We start from the raw sequence: 15,249 nt of genomic DNA on the forward strand, positions 1-15,249 counted from the left end.
ACAGACTTGTTTGTAAATTGATGTAGAATGGTGACGCGGTGAGTGTATAAATCCCTATGAGGGATCAAAATCATTAAGATGAACTTGGGTTTGACAGCTTCAGCTGCTTCTATAAAACCGAAACCTGAAGATAGCTTTGCCATTAGCTTTGCGCCATTGTCTGTTGAGGATGTTTATGCCAAAGCAGATGACCCAGCAAACGGCGCAATTGTGGTCATGAGTGGAATGGTTCGCAACCAAACAGATGGTAAACCTGTCGTAGCCCTAGAATATCAAGCTTACGAACCGATGGCAATGCAGGTGTTTTATCAAATTGCCGCTGAAATTCGTCAAAAATGGTCTATTGTGACTCGCGTGGTCATTTATCATCGCATTGGGCGCTTGCAAGTTGGTGAAATCAGCGTTTTAGTCGCGGTGGGTTGTCCCCATCGTTCCGAAGCGTTTGAAGCTTGTCGCTATGCGATTGATACTCTCAAGCACAACGCCCCCATTTGGAAAAAAGAACATTGGGCAGATGGTTCAAGTAGCTGGGTGAGTATTGGTGCTTGTGAAACCCAGGGTTGTTAAAACAGTGAACAGTGAACAGTGAACAGTGAACAGTGAACAGTGACGGCAGCGGGCTGGTGTGGTTGTACTGACACCAACGCTTTCTGTGCTCTTGGTGGGGTGTTTCCCCTTTCGGATGAAACTGATAACTGATAACTGATAACTGGTAACTGGTAACTGTTAACTTATAACTTCTTTGCACTTTTTTACAAAAATAGGAGTCTCTATTTCAGTTTGTAACTATTTGCTTATTCCAAAAGATTATTCCTTTAGACTGATCTCCAATAGAAATAGAAAATTTTTGGGATAGAAACCCATGAGTTCAGTAAATTTAGTTTGTCACGATTTTTTTGTGCTTCTTTCTTTCATAGCTTGTATTACTGGTCTATTGTTACTATGGGAGCGCAAGCAGCAAAAGGATGAAGCGGAAGAAACAGAGCGAATTCTGTTTAGGATGAGCTTTTCTTACTGGCTAGTTTACTGTGTTGCTTTTGCTATCCAAAAAATAGTTTTACCCGACTGGGAAACTATAATGATGAGCTTAAGGATAACTGCAGCACTGTCATATTTCTTAACATTTTCTTGCATCGTTAGTCTGCCGCTTCATAAATTGGCAGTGCGTCATGTTGAAGATTAATGAATAGGACTCAGAATACAGAACTCAGAAATCAAAATAGATTTATACTGCTAGCAGTAATGAAGCTGTATAGAATGGATACACCAACACTCGCCAAATGCTGTTTGAATTGTGAGTTCTGTGTCCTGACTTCTTTCAAAAGACTGATTACTTTTTCATGGCGATCGCGATCGCCTCTTGGAGTTGATTCTGATCCAAATTTGTCAGGATAAACACCTCTTGCACTGTTTTCCCGTGGCGGGCGATCACCTTAAAGCCACCCCGAATTGGTACAGATACTCGCAATTGTAAATGAGGGCAGTGACCTTTCACTCGCCCAAGCTGTCCTGGTGTAACGGTTTGAATCCCATCTTGGCGTATTAAACGTTCAAGAACTGGGATAAGACCACTAATATGGGTCGAGTGATTCCAAACAAGTCTGCCCTCAGTGGGTTTTGTCATTATATTTATTTTTCTACTATTATGCTGCTTCCAAAGGAGCCATAGTCAAACCGGCTCGATGCAGCTGCTGGTGGTACAATTCAGCAGGTTCTTGGGGACCGATCCAGACAATTGCTTGACCTTCGTAATGTACCTGGTTGGTAAGTTCCCAAGCGCGATCGCTAGTCATACCTGGAATATACTTTACCAAACAATTGTGAACATGCTCGAATGTATTAAAATCGTCATTTAATACAATCACTTTATAATTCGGATATAACTTGCGCGTTGCTTGAGTAGATCGTTCAGGAGCTATAGTTGGTGCTGTTGCCATTCCGTAAACAGCTGCTGAAAGTCTGGTAACCATAAAATACTTAGCCAAAAAGCTTAACCAAACTACACTACGATTAACTAGTTTAGTCCATAGTCAAGAGTCAAGAGTTAAAAAAGTCAAGAGTTAAAAGTCAACAGTCTAATAGAGTTCTTGCATGCAGTCATTACTGTAGCGATGTCTGACGACAAGCCGCTGAGTCCCAAGGGGACACGCGCAAGGGACGCGTCTACGCCGCTGCGCAGAACACAGAACCCAGAATACAGAAGAATTCTTGAGTTCTGAGTTCTCCCTCCTACAAGAACTTTATTGTTGCAAGAGGTTTAATGTGCGCTTACGCTGAAATTCATGCATTATCAATTCCAAATTCAAAAAATTTTTGAATTTGCCTAAGTTGAATTTTGAATTCCCGCAAGGTTGAACCCTCCGCGCTCGCTCATAGACGCGGATTCACGCCACATCCAAGGACTGACTTTTCGCTCTCAGCAGCGTCATGGTCAGTGATTAGTGGCTTACTGGAGACTCGCTAGTCGGGTGAATCAGACAGCCTGAAGAGCGGACGCGCCTACGGGAATTGCGAGTTAAATGACGTTGCCACGCCTCCAATAAGACTGGTTCCAGCCCCGGATACTCGTTAAGAACATCCCGCAATGACAACATATCCTGATTGACTGACCTACTCAAAAAAGCGCTAAACAAGTCCCTGTGATGCTCAGGAATACCCGTGACATCCCGGTGAACTCGCTCTTGACAGTGGTTTCTTGATGCGGCTACCGTCGTTTAGGAGTTTGAGATAGCGCTGTCTTTTGAGTAGAGAACTTTGTGAATGAACCGCCAGCGTTCTCAGCTTTGCGCTTCAGTTCTGATTGGACAAACCCTGGGGATTTGGCAGCTATGGCTTTACCATATCGTTTCTGCCATCCCTTCACACTGACATTTTCAGTCTTGATATCCTTTCCATGCCTCAAAATTTCGTTAACAACACGGCGATTTTGAGACTTAGCGTAAGCCGCTTTACGGCGTTCTAGTTCACGTTTCTTTTGTGCAGCTTTGCGATAGTTACTAGATTTCTTCCATTGGCGTTTACCTTTTTTGGACTTCCCTTTTTTGGTAACAGTTTTACGTCCCCTACGCGCTTGAAAATCCAGTTCAAAGTTTTCAGGATTGTTGGCACGTTGTGAACGCTGCATCTTGCGTTGCAGTTTAGTTATTTGCTTGCTGAAAGTAGGAACTTTGTCTGCAAAAGGCAACAAATCAGCATGATTATCAGCAACGACTGCGATATTGGAAACATTAAGGTCAAGCCCAATTAACCCATCAGAAACATAGTTCTGTGGCTTTTGATAAGGTGTACCTTCTAGGACAAGTTGTACAAACCATCTACGCTTACCATTGAGTTCGCGACGGATAAGACGACAGTACTTGACGTGGCAAGAAAGACCATATCTGATAACTTCGTTGTCGGTATCAATGATGAAAGAATATTAGTATTAGCGAATTCATAGAATCTTGGGCAAGAAGTCTTCAAGGCTCGTAAACGCACCGTGTCGGCATTCCACCCCGACATAAATGACGTACCTGGGTCAATTCATTTAATTTCTTGACCCAGGTACTTCGGGGCTATCTGCCTCCCGCGTTATTTTAGGTATGGCGATGTATTCTGACGACTGAGTTCTGTGTTCTTCTTAATCATTATTTCCAATCATCCCAATTTTGGTTAAAAATCGAAGTATCAGGGAAGGCGGTGGGGTTGCCATTTTGCTCTAACAACTGTTTGAGGTTTTGTAGTCGCGGTTCTGGTAACGGCAATTTATCTACCAGTTGGTAAGGTGCGATGCCATTTTTCAAGGCAAAAGCCGCTGTCGTTCCAGCAGCTGCACCAGCAGACCATTCAAACGAGTGGACTCTGTAAGCTGCTGCGGCAATGTGACTGGTGGCAATGCTTTTCCCACCGACGAGCAAATTGTCGATTTTCTGGGGAATCATCGCCCTGAGTGCGATTTGGAAGGGATAAGCTTGCCCAGCACCACGCCTTTCGCCTGGACGTTCCGTATTTCCAGGTGCTTCCGGGGGGCTTTTGGTCATGCAAGGATGGAAGTCTATGGCGTAGTGACCGATACCCACAGCATCGGGGAAGATTGTAGAACGAGTCCGCCGCGCTACATTTTCCGCAGGTTTTTGACCTGAGAGTACCGATGCTGCTTCTAAACCAGACAGTGATGCTTTCAGGCGGCGATACATATCTTGCGGTAATGTCTTGCGATAATACTCGTCATCATAGTTGCGACGAGAAATATCAATTTCCCAAATAGAAAAGCCTTCGGGTTGTCCCCAGCTGGGGCGTCCAATAATGCGTCGTCCTTCCCGCATATAGGGATGTTTCGACAAACCATGCGCTGTCCCCATCGGGGAATCTAGCCCTGATAAAAAGCGGTGATTTGGTTCTGGCTGCTTTACACTATCCCCCAATTGGGAATCTGTATTCCCAGCTGTCAACCAGTAATAGTACCCCAAAGAGATTTCCTCACCTTTGCGTAAGGCTTCTGTCCGCAGTCCGCCCATCCAACCTCCTGGTTTCAATTGCCCAGAAGCTTGTAACTGCTGACGATTGAAGATTAAGTTATCGGCAGAGGTTCCCGGACGGTAATCATTGCCCCAAGTCCAGTTTTGCATCGAGATGTCCCCGGGTGTCGGACCTGTAAACTTGACACCACCGAATTCCATTGGTTGTCCTTTGTCGGGACTCCAAATGCGACGGTAGGTAAAAACTAGGGGAAAGCTTGCCAATCGCTTCAATTCATAGCTATAATATGGCGCATACTGCGAATAAAATGGAGGCATTGTTTGGGGTTGCGGGTCCTTGGTAGCCTCCATTGCAAAGGTGTAGGTAAAACCTTGGGTACAGAAAGGATCGTTTTGAGTACTGGAAGAAGAAGGCTCTAAGTAAGAACGAGCATCAATACCCAATCTGTAAGGAACATCAGCCAAACCGATAATTTCCCCGGTTTCCGAAGTGTCTACAACATACCAGTTCGGGGCATTACCTGAAGTTTTGCCTTTGGTTTGCTTGGGGGCAAAGCGGACAATGGTTTTGGTAAAGCGAGAAGAGTTTTCGTAGGTGTAAGCGTCTTCGATGGTTTGAGATAAAGGAAAGGTGTTGAGAGGTGGTGCGCCTTTGGCTGGTTGATGTTGGATGGCGATCGCACTACTAATGATTTTTCCGTCGCCACTATATTCCAACTCCTTAATCACCGTGTTTGGGAACCATTGCAACTTTCCTTTGCCCTTTTTTTCCGCATCTTTAAGCATCGAAGTCAAGATTTCATGACCATCGCGGGGGAGAAAGCAGGAATCGCTTACCCAACAATCACCAGGGTTGCGGTTGCCACGGTATTTGCGCTCAATCCGGTTTCGCAATTCTAGGTATCCACGAGAATAGTATAATTTGCTACGCTGTGTTGGTCGTTCATCAAGTGCAGAAGTCCCTTGCGAAGAAATTTGTCCTCCCAGCCAATCCGTAATTTCCGTAAAACAAACTGTTTGCCCTGCAAGTAATGCTTCATAAGCCGTAGCGGCACCAGAAAGTCCTCCACCCACAACCAAGATGTCACAATTGACTGTTTTGTCTGGTGTTCTGGGTGGTGCAGCGATAACAGCGTATGGTGCAATAAGAGAGACAAAAGTAGAGCAAAGAGTCAGTATAGATAGCGAGCGCTTCATTATCAACAAGATCCGTTCAACTCCTAAATCAGCTTCTAGAGCATTTTTTTGAAATTTACTGGCGATTTTTTCAGAGCGACTAAACAAACAAAACCTGCAGATGCAGGTTTCCGTAGGTTTCATACCCGTCTGTTTTTTCAGGTTTTTAGTCCTTAGCGCGAGGACTTGCGCTTCGCTACGTAGGGAATTGATTCCCACAGCAAATCGACAACCCTAACGAACGGGTACACAACCCTAGGGACGTGTACGAGCGTCTGCGTTTGACAAGCCGCAATATCGCTTTCGCCAGCTACTATATCAGTAATTTAAGACGCTACCATCGTGAAAATGTTCTTCACAAGCTTTTTCCAACAACCCAGTTATGGTTTTTCAAAGGGTGCCACAATTCGATAAATTCGTCAAATTATAGATGGTTGAGTTAAGGCACCCTACTTCAATTTAATGTTTTCTTTGTAAATGAATTCTAAATTACCTTGAAACTTATCCAAATCAAGAATTACCAGTCACCACAATCAACTGAGAGCAACTGAGAGCAAGATAAATGGGGTGAATGCGCTCGCAAGCGTCGTACCATTTGTGCATAAGTTCATTTCACCGACATCTACTAAGAATTAGAAGGAGAGCAAACAAGCTGAACCTTCAAATCCAACAATTTCTTCATCAATCTTAGGAGCCAAACATATGACGACATACGACCCTAATTACTCTCCAAATCCTTGCGAATTCACAATCCCTATCAAATTGAACATACCCATCGAAATCGAGCCAAAACTATTGGTAAGAGCCCCCGGAACTGTTAGACAAAAAGTTCCTGTATATCTCGAACCCGATATCTACCTCGAACCAGAAGTGCAAGCACAACCACCCGTGTGTACTTTAAAGAATGGGTACAGCAAAGAATACTCACAAGAGCAACCAGTAGTACAACAATCATAACGAAGATAGGCAATTATTAGATGCCAAAATTCATCTTAATTGCTGATTGCTCAGAAGTTGCGAGTTCTGGGAAGCCTTTAACTACCCTTGATTGGGTGCCGGGCTTCCTGCCCGCTTAATCAATCCGACAATGTGTAGATATCAAATTAGCCCTAGTTTAATACTAGGGCTATAATTTAGCAATTATTAGACTTCTTGTAATATTATTTTAAAATAGACAAAACCACAGATGCACACAGATGAAAACTAGTTATTTATCTGTGTGTATCTGTGGTTAATTTGTGGTTTATTTTCAAAAATATTGGCTTTTGCACTCTTGTTTATTATGTTTTCCGATTGGGCGTTGTGTTATTCCCAGCTATAGTTAGCAAGTTTGCCCATAAACGTGATTGTTCCTACAGTGTTAACAGCAAAGGCTAAACCATCGTTAAGTGAGTCCAATACGCGTTTTGTAAGTCTTTTCTTTAATTGCGGTTTCAGTGGTGGAATCACTGCAAAACCTTGCTCAAGCAACAAGGTATTTATGATTTCATACTCTACTATTGTGTCTTCTTGATGATTTTTTGACTTGTCTTGCGTATCTTGAATATGAGTAAAAGAATCTATGGATTGACTCTTTACTGTTGTGTCTTCTTGATGATTTTCTGCGCAATCTTGCTGCTTTTGGATTTGGGTAACAGTGGAAACAATCTGGCAACTTTCCGACCGATCACTTTCAAGTTGATTTGATGAAACCTGGATATTGTCACTAAGCTCAGCTTGACCTACATTACTAATAGCGATCGCACCAGAATCTTCAATCAACTTCAACAATTCTTGAACCTCAAGTTGGCGCTCATGTGTAGGCGGCATCCCTAACACATCTAGTTCAATGTCGATAGGTACTTTTAATATAATTTGAATTTTGCGTTTTTGTGAATGGCAAGTTGGATCGGGGAGAGCAGACATAACTTTCAACCAATGCTAAACTTTCGTACTCAGCTAACAAACATTTAAAATGCATATTTTTTTATGAGATTTCTCCTTAGTCATTAGTCATTAGTCATGTAAACCTGGGTTTGGAAAGCCGTCAAAAGAACAAGTCAGAATATGTCCTGCGGACACGCACTCGCGTTCAGAATGCAGGAGTCAGAATGCATTCTCCGTCAGGGCTTGAACCCATCACCTAGAAGCACCACCAAATTGAAGATTTGGTGGGGGCGGTAAGTACCCTCTACTTATCCGCGAGTCGCACATTCACCCCGAACTGGCTCAGTAGCGACTGACACCTTTGTTCTTTCTTGGTCATACTTATTAGTACAAACAAAGGACAAAGAACAAATGACTAATAAAGGTCATAAAAAAATAACGTGCAAATTAAATGTGCAACAGCTTAAAAACTTGGGACAAAAAAAGAGGATGGGAAGCCCACCACGGAATTTAGGGTAGTTAAAGGCTTCCTAAAACTGGCAAAGTGTGAGTAAAAATCAGAAGCTAAGATGAATCATAGCATCCAATAATTGCCTATCTTGCTTATGATTGTTGTACTACTATTTGCTCTTGTGAGTATTCTTTGTTGTACCCATTCTTTAAAGTACACACAGGTGGTTGTGCTTGCACTTCTGGTTCGAGGTAGATATCGGGTTCGAGATAGACAGGAACTTTTTGTCTAACAGTTCCGGGGGCTCTTACCAATAGTTTTGGCTCGATTTCGATGGGTACGTTCAATTTGATAGGGATTGTGAATTCGCAAGGTTGTGGAGAGTAATTAGGGTCGTATGTTGTCATATGTTTGGCTCCTAATATTGATTAAGAAATTGTTGGATTTGAAGGTTCAGCTTGCTTTGCTCTCCTTCTAATTGGTAATAAATGTCGCTGAATTTGATTTATGCACTCAGTAAGTGCCTATCTTGCTTATGATTGTTGCGCTACTAGTTGCTCTTGTGAGTATTCTTTAGTTGTAGCCATTCTTTAAAGTACACACAGGTGGTTGTGCTTGCACTTCTGGTTCGAGGTAGATATCGGGTTCGAGATAGACAGGAACTTTTTGTCTAACAGTTCCGGGGGCTCTTACCAATAGTTTTGGCTCGATTTCGATGGGTACGTTCAATTTGATAGGGATTGTGAATTCGCAAGGTTGTGGAGAGTAATTAGGGTCGTATGTTGTCATATGTTTGGCTCCTAATATTGATTAAGAAATTGTTGGATTTGAAGGTTTAGCTTGCTTTGCTCTCCTTCTAATCCTTAGTAAATGTCGATGAATTTGACTTATGCACTTCTTAGCGCGATCGCTCATTAAATTTTGCAAGAGAAAAATTGCTAGGATGCTTGCTAGTATTGGCTTTTTTATAAAAAAGTCTTTTTGGGCAATTGGCGAAAGCCTACAGTTTTAAGGCGAGTCAGTAAACTCAGATCTTGCACCTATCCGTATAACCCAGGGGTGAGTCAAAAGCAGCGCAAGAAAGTTACATCACTTTTCTGAGCTTTTATCGGTTAAATAAGGGCTTCAGGCTTAGTACTGAGTATTAACAAGCATCAATTTTTATTGGTGCTAGATGTCAGTAAACCAAAAATCCCCGGGCTATCGAAACAACGCTTGCATTTAGGGACTTCCAATTAAAAAAATATCCAATTTGTAGTGACACAAACAATGGTGGGTTACGCCGCAATGCAAGTCCTGCATGTAAAACCTCAACTGTCGTGCGTCTAACCCACCCTACATAATGGATAATTTATTTTTTGGTACTCCCTTATTTGGACAAAAAGCCGGGGAAACGTCAATCCTGCCTAGCAGTAAACCAGGTCAGTGCAGACTGTGCAATATTTGGGGGGACTGTGTGGGAACCGTTGAACTCCTGATATAACACCTCGTAGCTAACATTTTGTAGCTGCGGCACAATCTTGCGGCTGCATCGATTGATTGGCAGAACAGTGTCCGACTTACCATGTGAAATGAAGATGCGCGGCTTGCCTTGCTGCAAAGCCGGTGCCATAAACCCTGGTGAAAACGCTATGATATGGGTGAACAAGTCGCCATTCGTGATACCGATACTAAGTGCGTAGGAGGCACCATCAGAGAAGCCCTCAACAGCAATGCGTGTCTCATCTATGGCGTAGCGGCTCATCGTGATTGCTAACGCAGAGTCGATAAAAGTGATATCAGGACCGTACTGTCCGAACAGCATATCCCATGTTTGGCGACGAGATGACGGTGCAAGCAGGATAACCCCAGCTGCATCAGCAAGTTCTAGGAATGGAGTTAGACCACCTTGTGCATTACCGCCAGCGCCATGTAGCATCAACACCAACGGTGCAGGTTTTGATGCTTGGTAGCTTTCAGGCACGTAGAGGAGACCGTCGCGCTTGGCATCTAGTCCTAGTGATTGCAGACCGAGTGGTACAACGCCTCCTACGGACTGCGGCGTCGGTCGTGCAAGTAAGCGTCCAAAAGCGTTTGCCTGTCTGTGTTGCTCGTCTGTTGTCATCGATATACTCCCCGATTTGCGCTTAATAGCATATGCTGGTGAGGAAATCGCCGCAGTGACGCCTGCGATCCAAATGCCAAGTAGATGCCGCCGCGTAAATTCTGGATACATGCCACTGTTGTGCCTGATCACGATGCACTCGCTTGTCTTGTTTTAACTTGCGAATGTTTCTACCTTAATGCATACGTTACCTCTGTTTGAAACTTTGTCTCATATATCTGGCGGAGTGGTTCATGTTAAATCAACGTGTAGTTAGGGTGTGAAGCTTCTATGAGCGGTACTTTGAAGAAGGCAAACTCATTTCTTCAGGTTGTCATTAACGGCTGAAAAAAACTCCAACGCAAGCGATAGCGAAGGGCAGATAGCAATATTCACCTATTACTAACGGGTGGTGACATTCTGCTTATCTTACCCCTCATCTGGATGAGATGCAATTGCTTTTTTAGCATACTAATCGTCCTTTAGATTGCGTGCAGGTTAAACCTATGGGCAGGTAACTTTAGTGTCGAGAGTAACTACTATCAAAGTATAAAGCAACGTTGAGATTTGTTAAATAAATGTTGGCAATCTAGACCAACGCTACTAACAAAGACCTTCTGCTGCTACCGACAATGAGCGCATTTTTTGGTATTGACTGCGTTTGCCGTTACCAAGACTGTAAAGGTCATTAGTAAATTCCCAAGCAAACGGTTAGCTAATTTTGCGCCCTTATACTTCATTTGTGTTGTTTCTACAAAAAAAGTTCAATTTCTAAACAGCTATGAAAACTCGACAAAACCTTGAGCAAATTACACGATACCTGACTCAAACTCTGGCTGGATATGACGTGATCCCAGCAACCTGGGGATGGCATATTCACAAAGGAGATGTGTACTGCGGAAATCTAGAATATCAAGTAACAAGAGGATGGCAAGGTAGCGCTTTAAGTTACCTCCCGACTGAATTAAGAGAGGAACTTAAGAAGTTTGCACAATCAGATTCTTCTATGAACGAAGCTAGGGCTTTGGTTGCTCACCTGTGAGAATTCATTGTCTCTAATTCATTGTCTCTACAGTAGAAGCCCCACTATTTTATTAAAAATAGTGGGGCTATGAGCTTGCATAAGGTTCCGCGCGTTTGTTGTTTTATGCTTAATTCTTAAAATATATTAATTATCAGCTTCTATCTTTTGATAGAATTGCCGTTAATATCGGTTTCCAAATTGTATAGATTTACTCGTGTATTCCTTATAAAAAACGAGTTGAGGGTGAGGGCGTGTAGCGATCGCTTCAATTTTGCCTCTGTAACTTTAGATTGATGCGTTGATAAAGCCGTTTCACTACGCTTCTATATTGTCTGCTTCCAGAGGAAATTCTCAGATGGCATCTACATTCGACTTGGAAACACTTAATATACCTGAAATTGTCGAGGGTATCACAGCGTTTGTTGCTGCACCTGTTATTCTTCCTGTTGCAGCAGCAGTGAAACAACCTACAGTCCAAGCAGCTATCAAAGAGGGAATTGCACTTTCACAGAGGTGCAAAGAAGCAGTGGCAGAAGCTGGAGAAGTTATTGAAAATCTAGCTGCAGAGGTAAATACTGACCTGATAAAACAGAAGCAGGGACAATTTAGCTCTCAAACTGCCCAAAACTATTCTACAAATGGGAAATCCGAGGTAGCTAAGGACTTAATGCATGTGGTATCTGATGTAAACGCGGATGTTGCAAGAATAACCAATGGTTTTGTTGATTTGCGGTTGCTGCTACCTCTAGGATTAAGTGCCCTTGCCATCCGACAGTTGCTTACTAAAGGGCTGCAAATTGATGAAATTCCCTGGTACACTTTGACTTGGTATGCCTTCGACACTTTTCTAAAATTCAACGATGGAGACCAATCGTAATTACAAGAAGAATAGTCATTAGTCAATAGTCCATAATCAAGACTTTTGAACTATTGACTGATGAAAATTTTTTCAGGGGCAGGCATTATAGGAGCATTACTTTCTGTGATTCAAGTCATTCATACTACAAAAGGGAGAGCCAGATACAAAGTTAATGAACTTTACCGTTCAGAATCTCTGAAAAGTTACCTTGAACGTTCTCTCTCAAATAAGCCAGACATTAGTTTCGTTTCTGCTAACCCATTAACTAGCAATATTCTTGTCAAATTTAATGGTAAGAATAATGATGATAAAATTGCATTTTTGATAGAAGAAATAGTTTTAGATTACCAAAAACAAAACGGGACTCAAGCAAAAAAATTACCAAAGATCAAGACCAAAACAAAACAAGAATCAAGAAAACCTCTAGCGAATGCCCAAGAGCAAAGGGTAGAAAACTGGCATCTCATAGAAGTTAACACCGTCCTGGATGCATTAAACACCTCAAAAGCATCGGGATTATCAAGTGAGTCTGCCGCAGAAAACCTGAATAAATATGGTCCTAATGTCCTATCTGAAGCAGCAACTCGCTCTGATTTAAGTATCTTAATTAACCAATTCAAATCTCTGCCGGTTGCTTTGCTGGGTGTTGCTGCTGGGGTTTCAGTTCTCACTGGAGGACTTATTGATGCCTTGGTGATTATGGGTGTTGTTGGTCTCAATGCCGTCATTGGTTATACAACAGAAAGCCAATCAGAAAGAATCATTCATTCCCTGAGAAGTCGCGAACAAACATCGAATTTAGTGATTAGAAATGGCAGACAAATAGAAATTCCTACAGAAGATGTTGTCATAGGAGATATTTTAGTTCTTAAACCCGGCAGCTACTTAGCAGCAGATGCCAGACTGATTGATGCTGATAATTTGAGCATTGATGAGTCTGCCCTTACTGGAGAAAGCATACCTGTTACCAAAACAACTGCAACCCTGGCTGGTGAAGATGTCCCCTTGGGCGATCGCACCAACATGGCTTATAAGGGGACTTTAATCACAGGCGGACAAGGGTTGGCTGCGGTTGTGGCGACAGGCGGATATACAGAAATGGGCAAGATCCAACAACTGGTTGGCGAGGCGGAGGCAACAGAAACCCCCCTAGCAAGACAACTCGACGAGGTTGGCAGTCAACTGGTTGCGATTGGTATGGTCATTTGCGGTGGAGTTTTTGGTATCGGAGTGCTGCGGGGATATGGTTTACTGCAAATGCTGCAATCAGCCATATCTCTTGCTGTGGCTGCGGTTCCTGAAGGGTTGCCCACCATCGCCACCACAACCCTAGCGCTGGGTATCCAAGATATGAGGAAGAATAACGTCCTCGTCCGCAGTCTCAGTGCTGTGGAAGCTTTGGGTTCCGTGCAGACAATCTGCATGGATAAAACCGGAACCATCACAGAGAACCGGATGTCAGTCGTCGAGGTACATACAGATGGTAAACACATCACGGTGTCTGACGGTCAGTTTATCAACGGGGATGAAGATATCAACCCCTATGCTTACGATGAACTGTTAAAGCTGATTCATGTATCGGTTCTGTGCAACGAAAGTCAAGTCAACCAAGAGCAAGATGGTGAGTTTTCCGCCAAAGGTTCGGCAACAGAGAATGCCTTAATTTACATGGCTATCAGTGCCGGGGTGAATGTGGCAGACCTAAGGCAAAAGTACCCACTGTTGCAAACCAACCTGCGCTCAGAAAACCGTAACATCATCAGTACTGTACATGGCACTCATGAGCAGCACAAGTTTGTTGCTGTTAAAGGCAGCCCAGGAGAAGTTGTGCGGATATGCAAATGGTGGGTGAAAAATGGGGAAGTGGTGCCTCTCTTAGAAGAAGATAGGGAGGCGATGGAGATTGAAAATGACCGCATGGCAGGGAAAGCGCTGCGGGTGCTTGGGGTCGCTTATCGCCACGTTAATGATACCAGCAACGGGAACAACTATGAACAAGACCTGACATGGCTGGGTCTTGTGGGGATGGCAGATCCCATCAGAAAGGGAGCCAAACAGTTGATAGCAGGCTTCCATCAAGCTGGCATTGATACGGTGATGATTACCGGGGATCAAAGCCCAACTGCTTATGCGATCGCCAAGGAATTAGGGTTGAGCAGAGATGAGAAACTAGAAATTCTCGATTCAACTAACCTCAACAATCTGTCTGGTGAAGCATTGACAGCACTTGCAGACAAAGTAGATGTTTTTGCCCGCATCAGTCCTAGCAATAAACTGCAAATCGTCCAAGCTTTGCAAGCAGCAGGAAAAGTTGTTGCCATGACAGGCGATGGCATCAATGATGCTCCTGCTCTCAAAGCTGCACAAGTTGGTGTGGCGATGGGCAAAGGGGGAACCGATGTGGCTCGTGAGGTTGCAGATATTGTCCTAGAAGATGACAAGTTGGAAACCATGATTATTGCCGTCAGTCGGGGACGGACAATCTACAACAACATCAGAAAATCCGTTCACTTCCTGCTTGCTACAAACCTAAGCGAAATCATGGTGATGACGACCGCCACCGCCGTTGGTTTAGGCGAACCCTTGAATGCAATACAACTCCTTTGGCTGAATTTGGTCAGCGATATCTTCCCAGGTCTTGCTCTTGCCTTGGAAGCACCAGAACCAGACGTGTTAAGTCAGCAACCCCGTAACCCTGACCAACCAATTATCAAAACTTCCGATTATGGAAGAATCGCCTTTGAGTCAGCAACACTATCTGTGAGTACTTTAGCCGCCTATGGTTACGGTATCGTGAAATATGGTGGCATAGGACCGCAGGCAAACACTATTGCATTTATGAGCTTAACAACAGGGCAACTGCTGCATACAATTAGCTGCCGTTCTGAAAACCACAGCATATTTAGTAAAGAAAAACTGCCGAACAATCCCTACTTAAATGCTGCCCTTGCAGGTTCTTTTGCTCTACAGTTGCTGGCTATAGCTTTCCCACCACTAAGGAGTCTGTTGAGGATTGCGCCAATTGATATTGTCGATGGCGCTGTCATTGCCGCTAGTGCTTTGCTACCTTTGCTGGTAAATGAAAGCACGAAGAATATTAAGCAAGATGAAAATCTTGCTGCATCCTCAGACTTCCAGTCTGAGGCTATACAAACAAAACCTGCCTACGCAGGCTTGATACAGTCCGCGTAGGTGGTGAGACCAGTGCCTACGGCGGGTCTCCCAAGCTAGGCAATCGGCGTATCTCTTTCAGAGACGCTGAGCGCAAAGCGTACGCTCCGCGAACGCGAACGCGCAGCGTCTCCGTTCGGCGCAGCGGTGCCGAAGGCTCAG

At 43.7% G+C, this 15,249-nt stretch carries 14 protein-coding genes; 6 read left to right on the forward strand and 8 right to left on the reverse strand.

The genetic code is table 11. The features are described 5' to 3' along the window. Window positions 1–78 precede the first annotated feature (78 nt). A complete protein-coding gene (locus tag ACM0OZ_RS17475; protein ID WP_414584090.1) occupies window positions 79–567 on the forward strand; it encodes a molybdenum cofactor biosynthesis protein MoaE in 489 nt (162 codons plus the stop codon). Window positions 568–862: 295 nt separating this feature from the next. Continuing rightward, window positions 863–1,183 carry a hypothetical protein gene (locus ACM0OZ_RS17480; protein WP_096562824.1) on the forward strand — a complete coding sequence of 107 codons (321 nt, stop codon included), beginning with the start codon at window positions 863–865 and terminating at the stop codon, window positions 1,181–1,183. Between the two features lie 147 nt (window positions 1,184–1,330). On the opposite strand, the gene ACM0OZ_RS17485 is transcribed toward ACM0OZ_RS17480, so the two are convergent. The 4 genes from ACM0OZ_RS17485 to ACM0OZ_RS17500 all read right to left on the reverse strand — a co-directional run bounded on the left by ACM0OZ_RS17485 (window position 1,331) and on the right by ACM0OZ_RS17500 (window position 5,654). Further along, a complete protein-coding gene (locus ACM0OZ_RS17485; protein WP_414584091.1) occupies window positions 1,331–1,624 on the reverse strand; it encodes a DUF2103 domain-containing protein in 294 nt (97 codons plus the stop codon). A 19-nt stretch (window positions 1,625–1,643) separates the two neighbouring features. Beyond that, the gene (clpS, locus tag ACM0OZ_RS17490; RefSeq protein WP_414584092.1) at window positions 1,644–1,970 is read right to left on the reverse strand and encodes an ATP-dependent Clp protease adapter ClpS; all 327 of its coding nucleotides are present in this window, start codon (window positions 1,968–1,970) and stop codon (window positions 1,644–1,646) included. 734 nt (window positions 1,971–2,704) lie between these two features. Further along, window positions 2,705–3,124 (reverse strand): hypothetical protein, encoded by a 420-nt coding sequence (locus ACM0OZ_RS17495; RefSeq protein ID WP_414584093.1) that lies wholly within the window; start codon window positions 3,122–3,124, stop codon window positions 2,705–2,707. 502 nt (window positions 3,125–3,626) lie between these two features. Next, window positions 3,627–5,654, reverse strand: coding sequence for an FAD-dependent oxidoreductase (locus ACM0OZ_RS17500; RefSeq protein WP_414584119.1), 2,028 nt, complete (start codon window positions 5,652–5,654; stop codon window positions 3,627–3,629). Between the two features lie 681 nt (window positions 5,655–6,335). Between ACM0OZ_RS17500 and ACM0OZ_RS17505 the strand changes: the two genes are divergently transcribed. Further along, window positions 6,336–6,590: a hypothetical protein gene (locus tag ACM0OZ_RS17505; protein WP_414584094.1), complete on the forward strand. Its 255-nt coding sequence runs from the start codon at window positions 6,336–6,338 to the stop codon at window positions 6,588–6,590. A 348-nt stretch (window positions 6,591–6,938) separates the two neighbouring features. Here the strand turns inward: ACM0OZ_RS17505 and ACM0OZ_RS17510 are convergent, their stop codons facing one another. The 4 genes from ACM0OZ_RS17510 to ACM0OZ_RS17525 form a co-directional block, all read right to left on the reverse strand. Further along, window positions 6,939–7,547, reverse strand: coding sequence for a hypothetical protein (locus tag ACM0OZ_RS17510; protein WP_414584095.1), 609 nt, complete (start codon window positions 7,545–7,547; stop codon window positions 6,939–6,941). 555 nt (window positions 7,548–8,102) lie between these two features. Then, window positions 8,103–8,357, reverse strand: a complete 255-nt coding sequence (locus ACM0OZ_RS17515; RefSeq protein WP_414584096.1) for a hypothetical protein — start codon at window positions 8,355–8,357, stop codon at window positions 8,103–8,105. A gap of 166 nt (window positions 8,358–8,523) precedes the next feature. After that, window positions 8,524–8,739 (reverse strand): hypothetical protein, encoded by a 216-nt coding sequence (locus ACM0OZ_RS17520; RefSeq protein WP_414584097.1) that lies wholly within the window; start codon window positions 8,737–8,739, stop codon window positions 8,524–8,526. 607 nt (window positions 8,740–9,346) lie between these two features. Next, window positions 9,347–10,165 (reverse strand): alpha/beta hydrolase, encoded by an 819-nt coding sequence (locus ACM0OZ_RS17525; RefSeq protein ID WP_414584098.1) that lies wholly within the window; start codon window positions 10,163–10,165, stop codon window positions 9,347–9,349. Window positions 10,166–10,814: 649 nt separating this feature from the next. Here ACM0OZ_RS17525 and ACM0OZ_RS17530 point away from each other — a divergent pair. The 3 genes from ACM0OZ_RS17530 (at window position 10,815) to ACM0OZ_RS17540 (ending at window position 15,108) form a co-directional block, all read left to right on the forward strand. Next, window positions 10,815–11,075 carry a hypothetical protein gene (locus ACM0OZ_RS17530; RefSeq protein ID WP_414584099.1) on the forward strand — a complete coding sequence of 87 codons (261 nt, stop codon included), beginning with the start codon at window positions 10,815–10,817 and terminating at the stop codon, window positions 11,073–11,075. 337 nt (window positions 11,076–11,412) lie between these two features. Then, entirely contained in the window at window positions 11,413–11,934 is a 522-nt protein-coding gene (locus tag ACM0OZ_RS17535) for a DUF5132 domain-containing protein (RefSeq protein WP_414584101.1), read from the forward strand. A gap of 105 nt (window positions 11,935–12,039) precedes the next feature. Beyond that, window positions 12,040–15,108: an HAD-IC family P-type ATPase gene (locus ACM0OZ_RS17540; protein WP_414584120.1), complete on the forward strand. Its 3,069-nt coding sequence runs from the start codon at window positions 12,040–12,042 to the stop codon at window positions 15,106–15,108. The last annotated feature ends 141 nt before the right edge of the window (window positions 15,109–15,249 follow it).

It is taken from the genome of Scytonema sp. PCC 10023, assembly GCF_963920835.1.
GTDB lineage: Bacteria > Cyanobacteriota > Cyanobacteriia > Cyanobacteriales > Nostocaceae > Kalymmatonema.

Bases quoted from the DNA above. Each gene is read 5' to 3' on its own strand.
- ACM0OZ_RS17520 (WP_414584097.1), bottom strand. From the start codon at position 8,739: ATGACAACATACGACCCTAATTACTCTCCACAACCTTGCGAATTCACA.
- clpS (WP_414584092.1), bottom strand. From the start codon at position 1,970: ATGGTTACCAGACTTTCAGCAGCTGTTTACGGAATGGCAACAGCACCA.
- ACM0OZ_RS17475 (WP_414584090.1), top strand. From the start codon at position 79: ATGAACTTGGGTTTGACAGCTTCAGCTGCTTCTATAAAACCGAAACCT.
- ACM0OZ_RS17535 (WP_414584101.1), top strand. From the start codon at position 11,413: ATGGCATCTACATTCGACTTGGAAACACTTAATATACCTGAAATTGTC.
- ACM0OZ_RS17480 (WP_096562824.1), top strand. From the start codon at position 863: ATGAGTTCAGTAAATTTAGTTTGTCACGATTTTTTTGTGCTTCTTTCT.
- ACM0OZ_RS17530 (WP_414584099.1), top strand. From the start codon at position 10,815: ATGAAAACTCGACAAAACCTTGAGCAAATTACACGATACCTGACTCAA.
- ACM0OZ_RS17495 (WP_414584093.1), bottom strand. From the start codon at position 3,124: ATGCAGCGTTCACAACGTGCCAACAATCCTGAAAACTTTGAACTGGAT.
- ACM0OZ_RS17485 (WP_414584091.1), bottom strand. From the start codon at position 1,624: ATGACAAAACCCACTGAGGGCAGACTTGTTTGGAATCACTCGACCCAT.
- ACM0OZ_RS17525 (WP_414584098.1), bottom strand. From the start codon at position 10,165: ATGTATCCAGAATTTACGCGGCGGCATCTACTTGGCATTTGGATCGCA.
- ACM0OZ_RS17515 (WP_414584096.1), bottom strand. From the start codon at position 8,357: ATGACAACATACGACCCTAATTACTCTCCACAACCTTGCGAATTCACA.
- ACM0OZ_RS17500 (WP_414584119.1), bottom strand. From the start codon at position 5,654: ATGAAGCGCTCGCTATCTATACTGACTCTTTGCTCTACTTTTGTCTCT.
- ACM0OZ_RS17505 (WP_414584094.1), top strand. From the start codon at position 6,336: ATGACGACATACGACCCTAATTACTCTCCAAATCCTTGCGAATTCACA.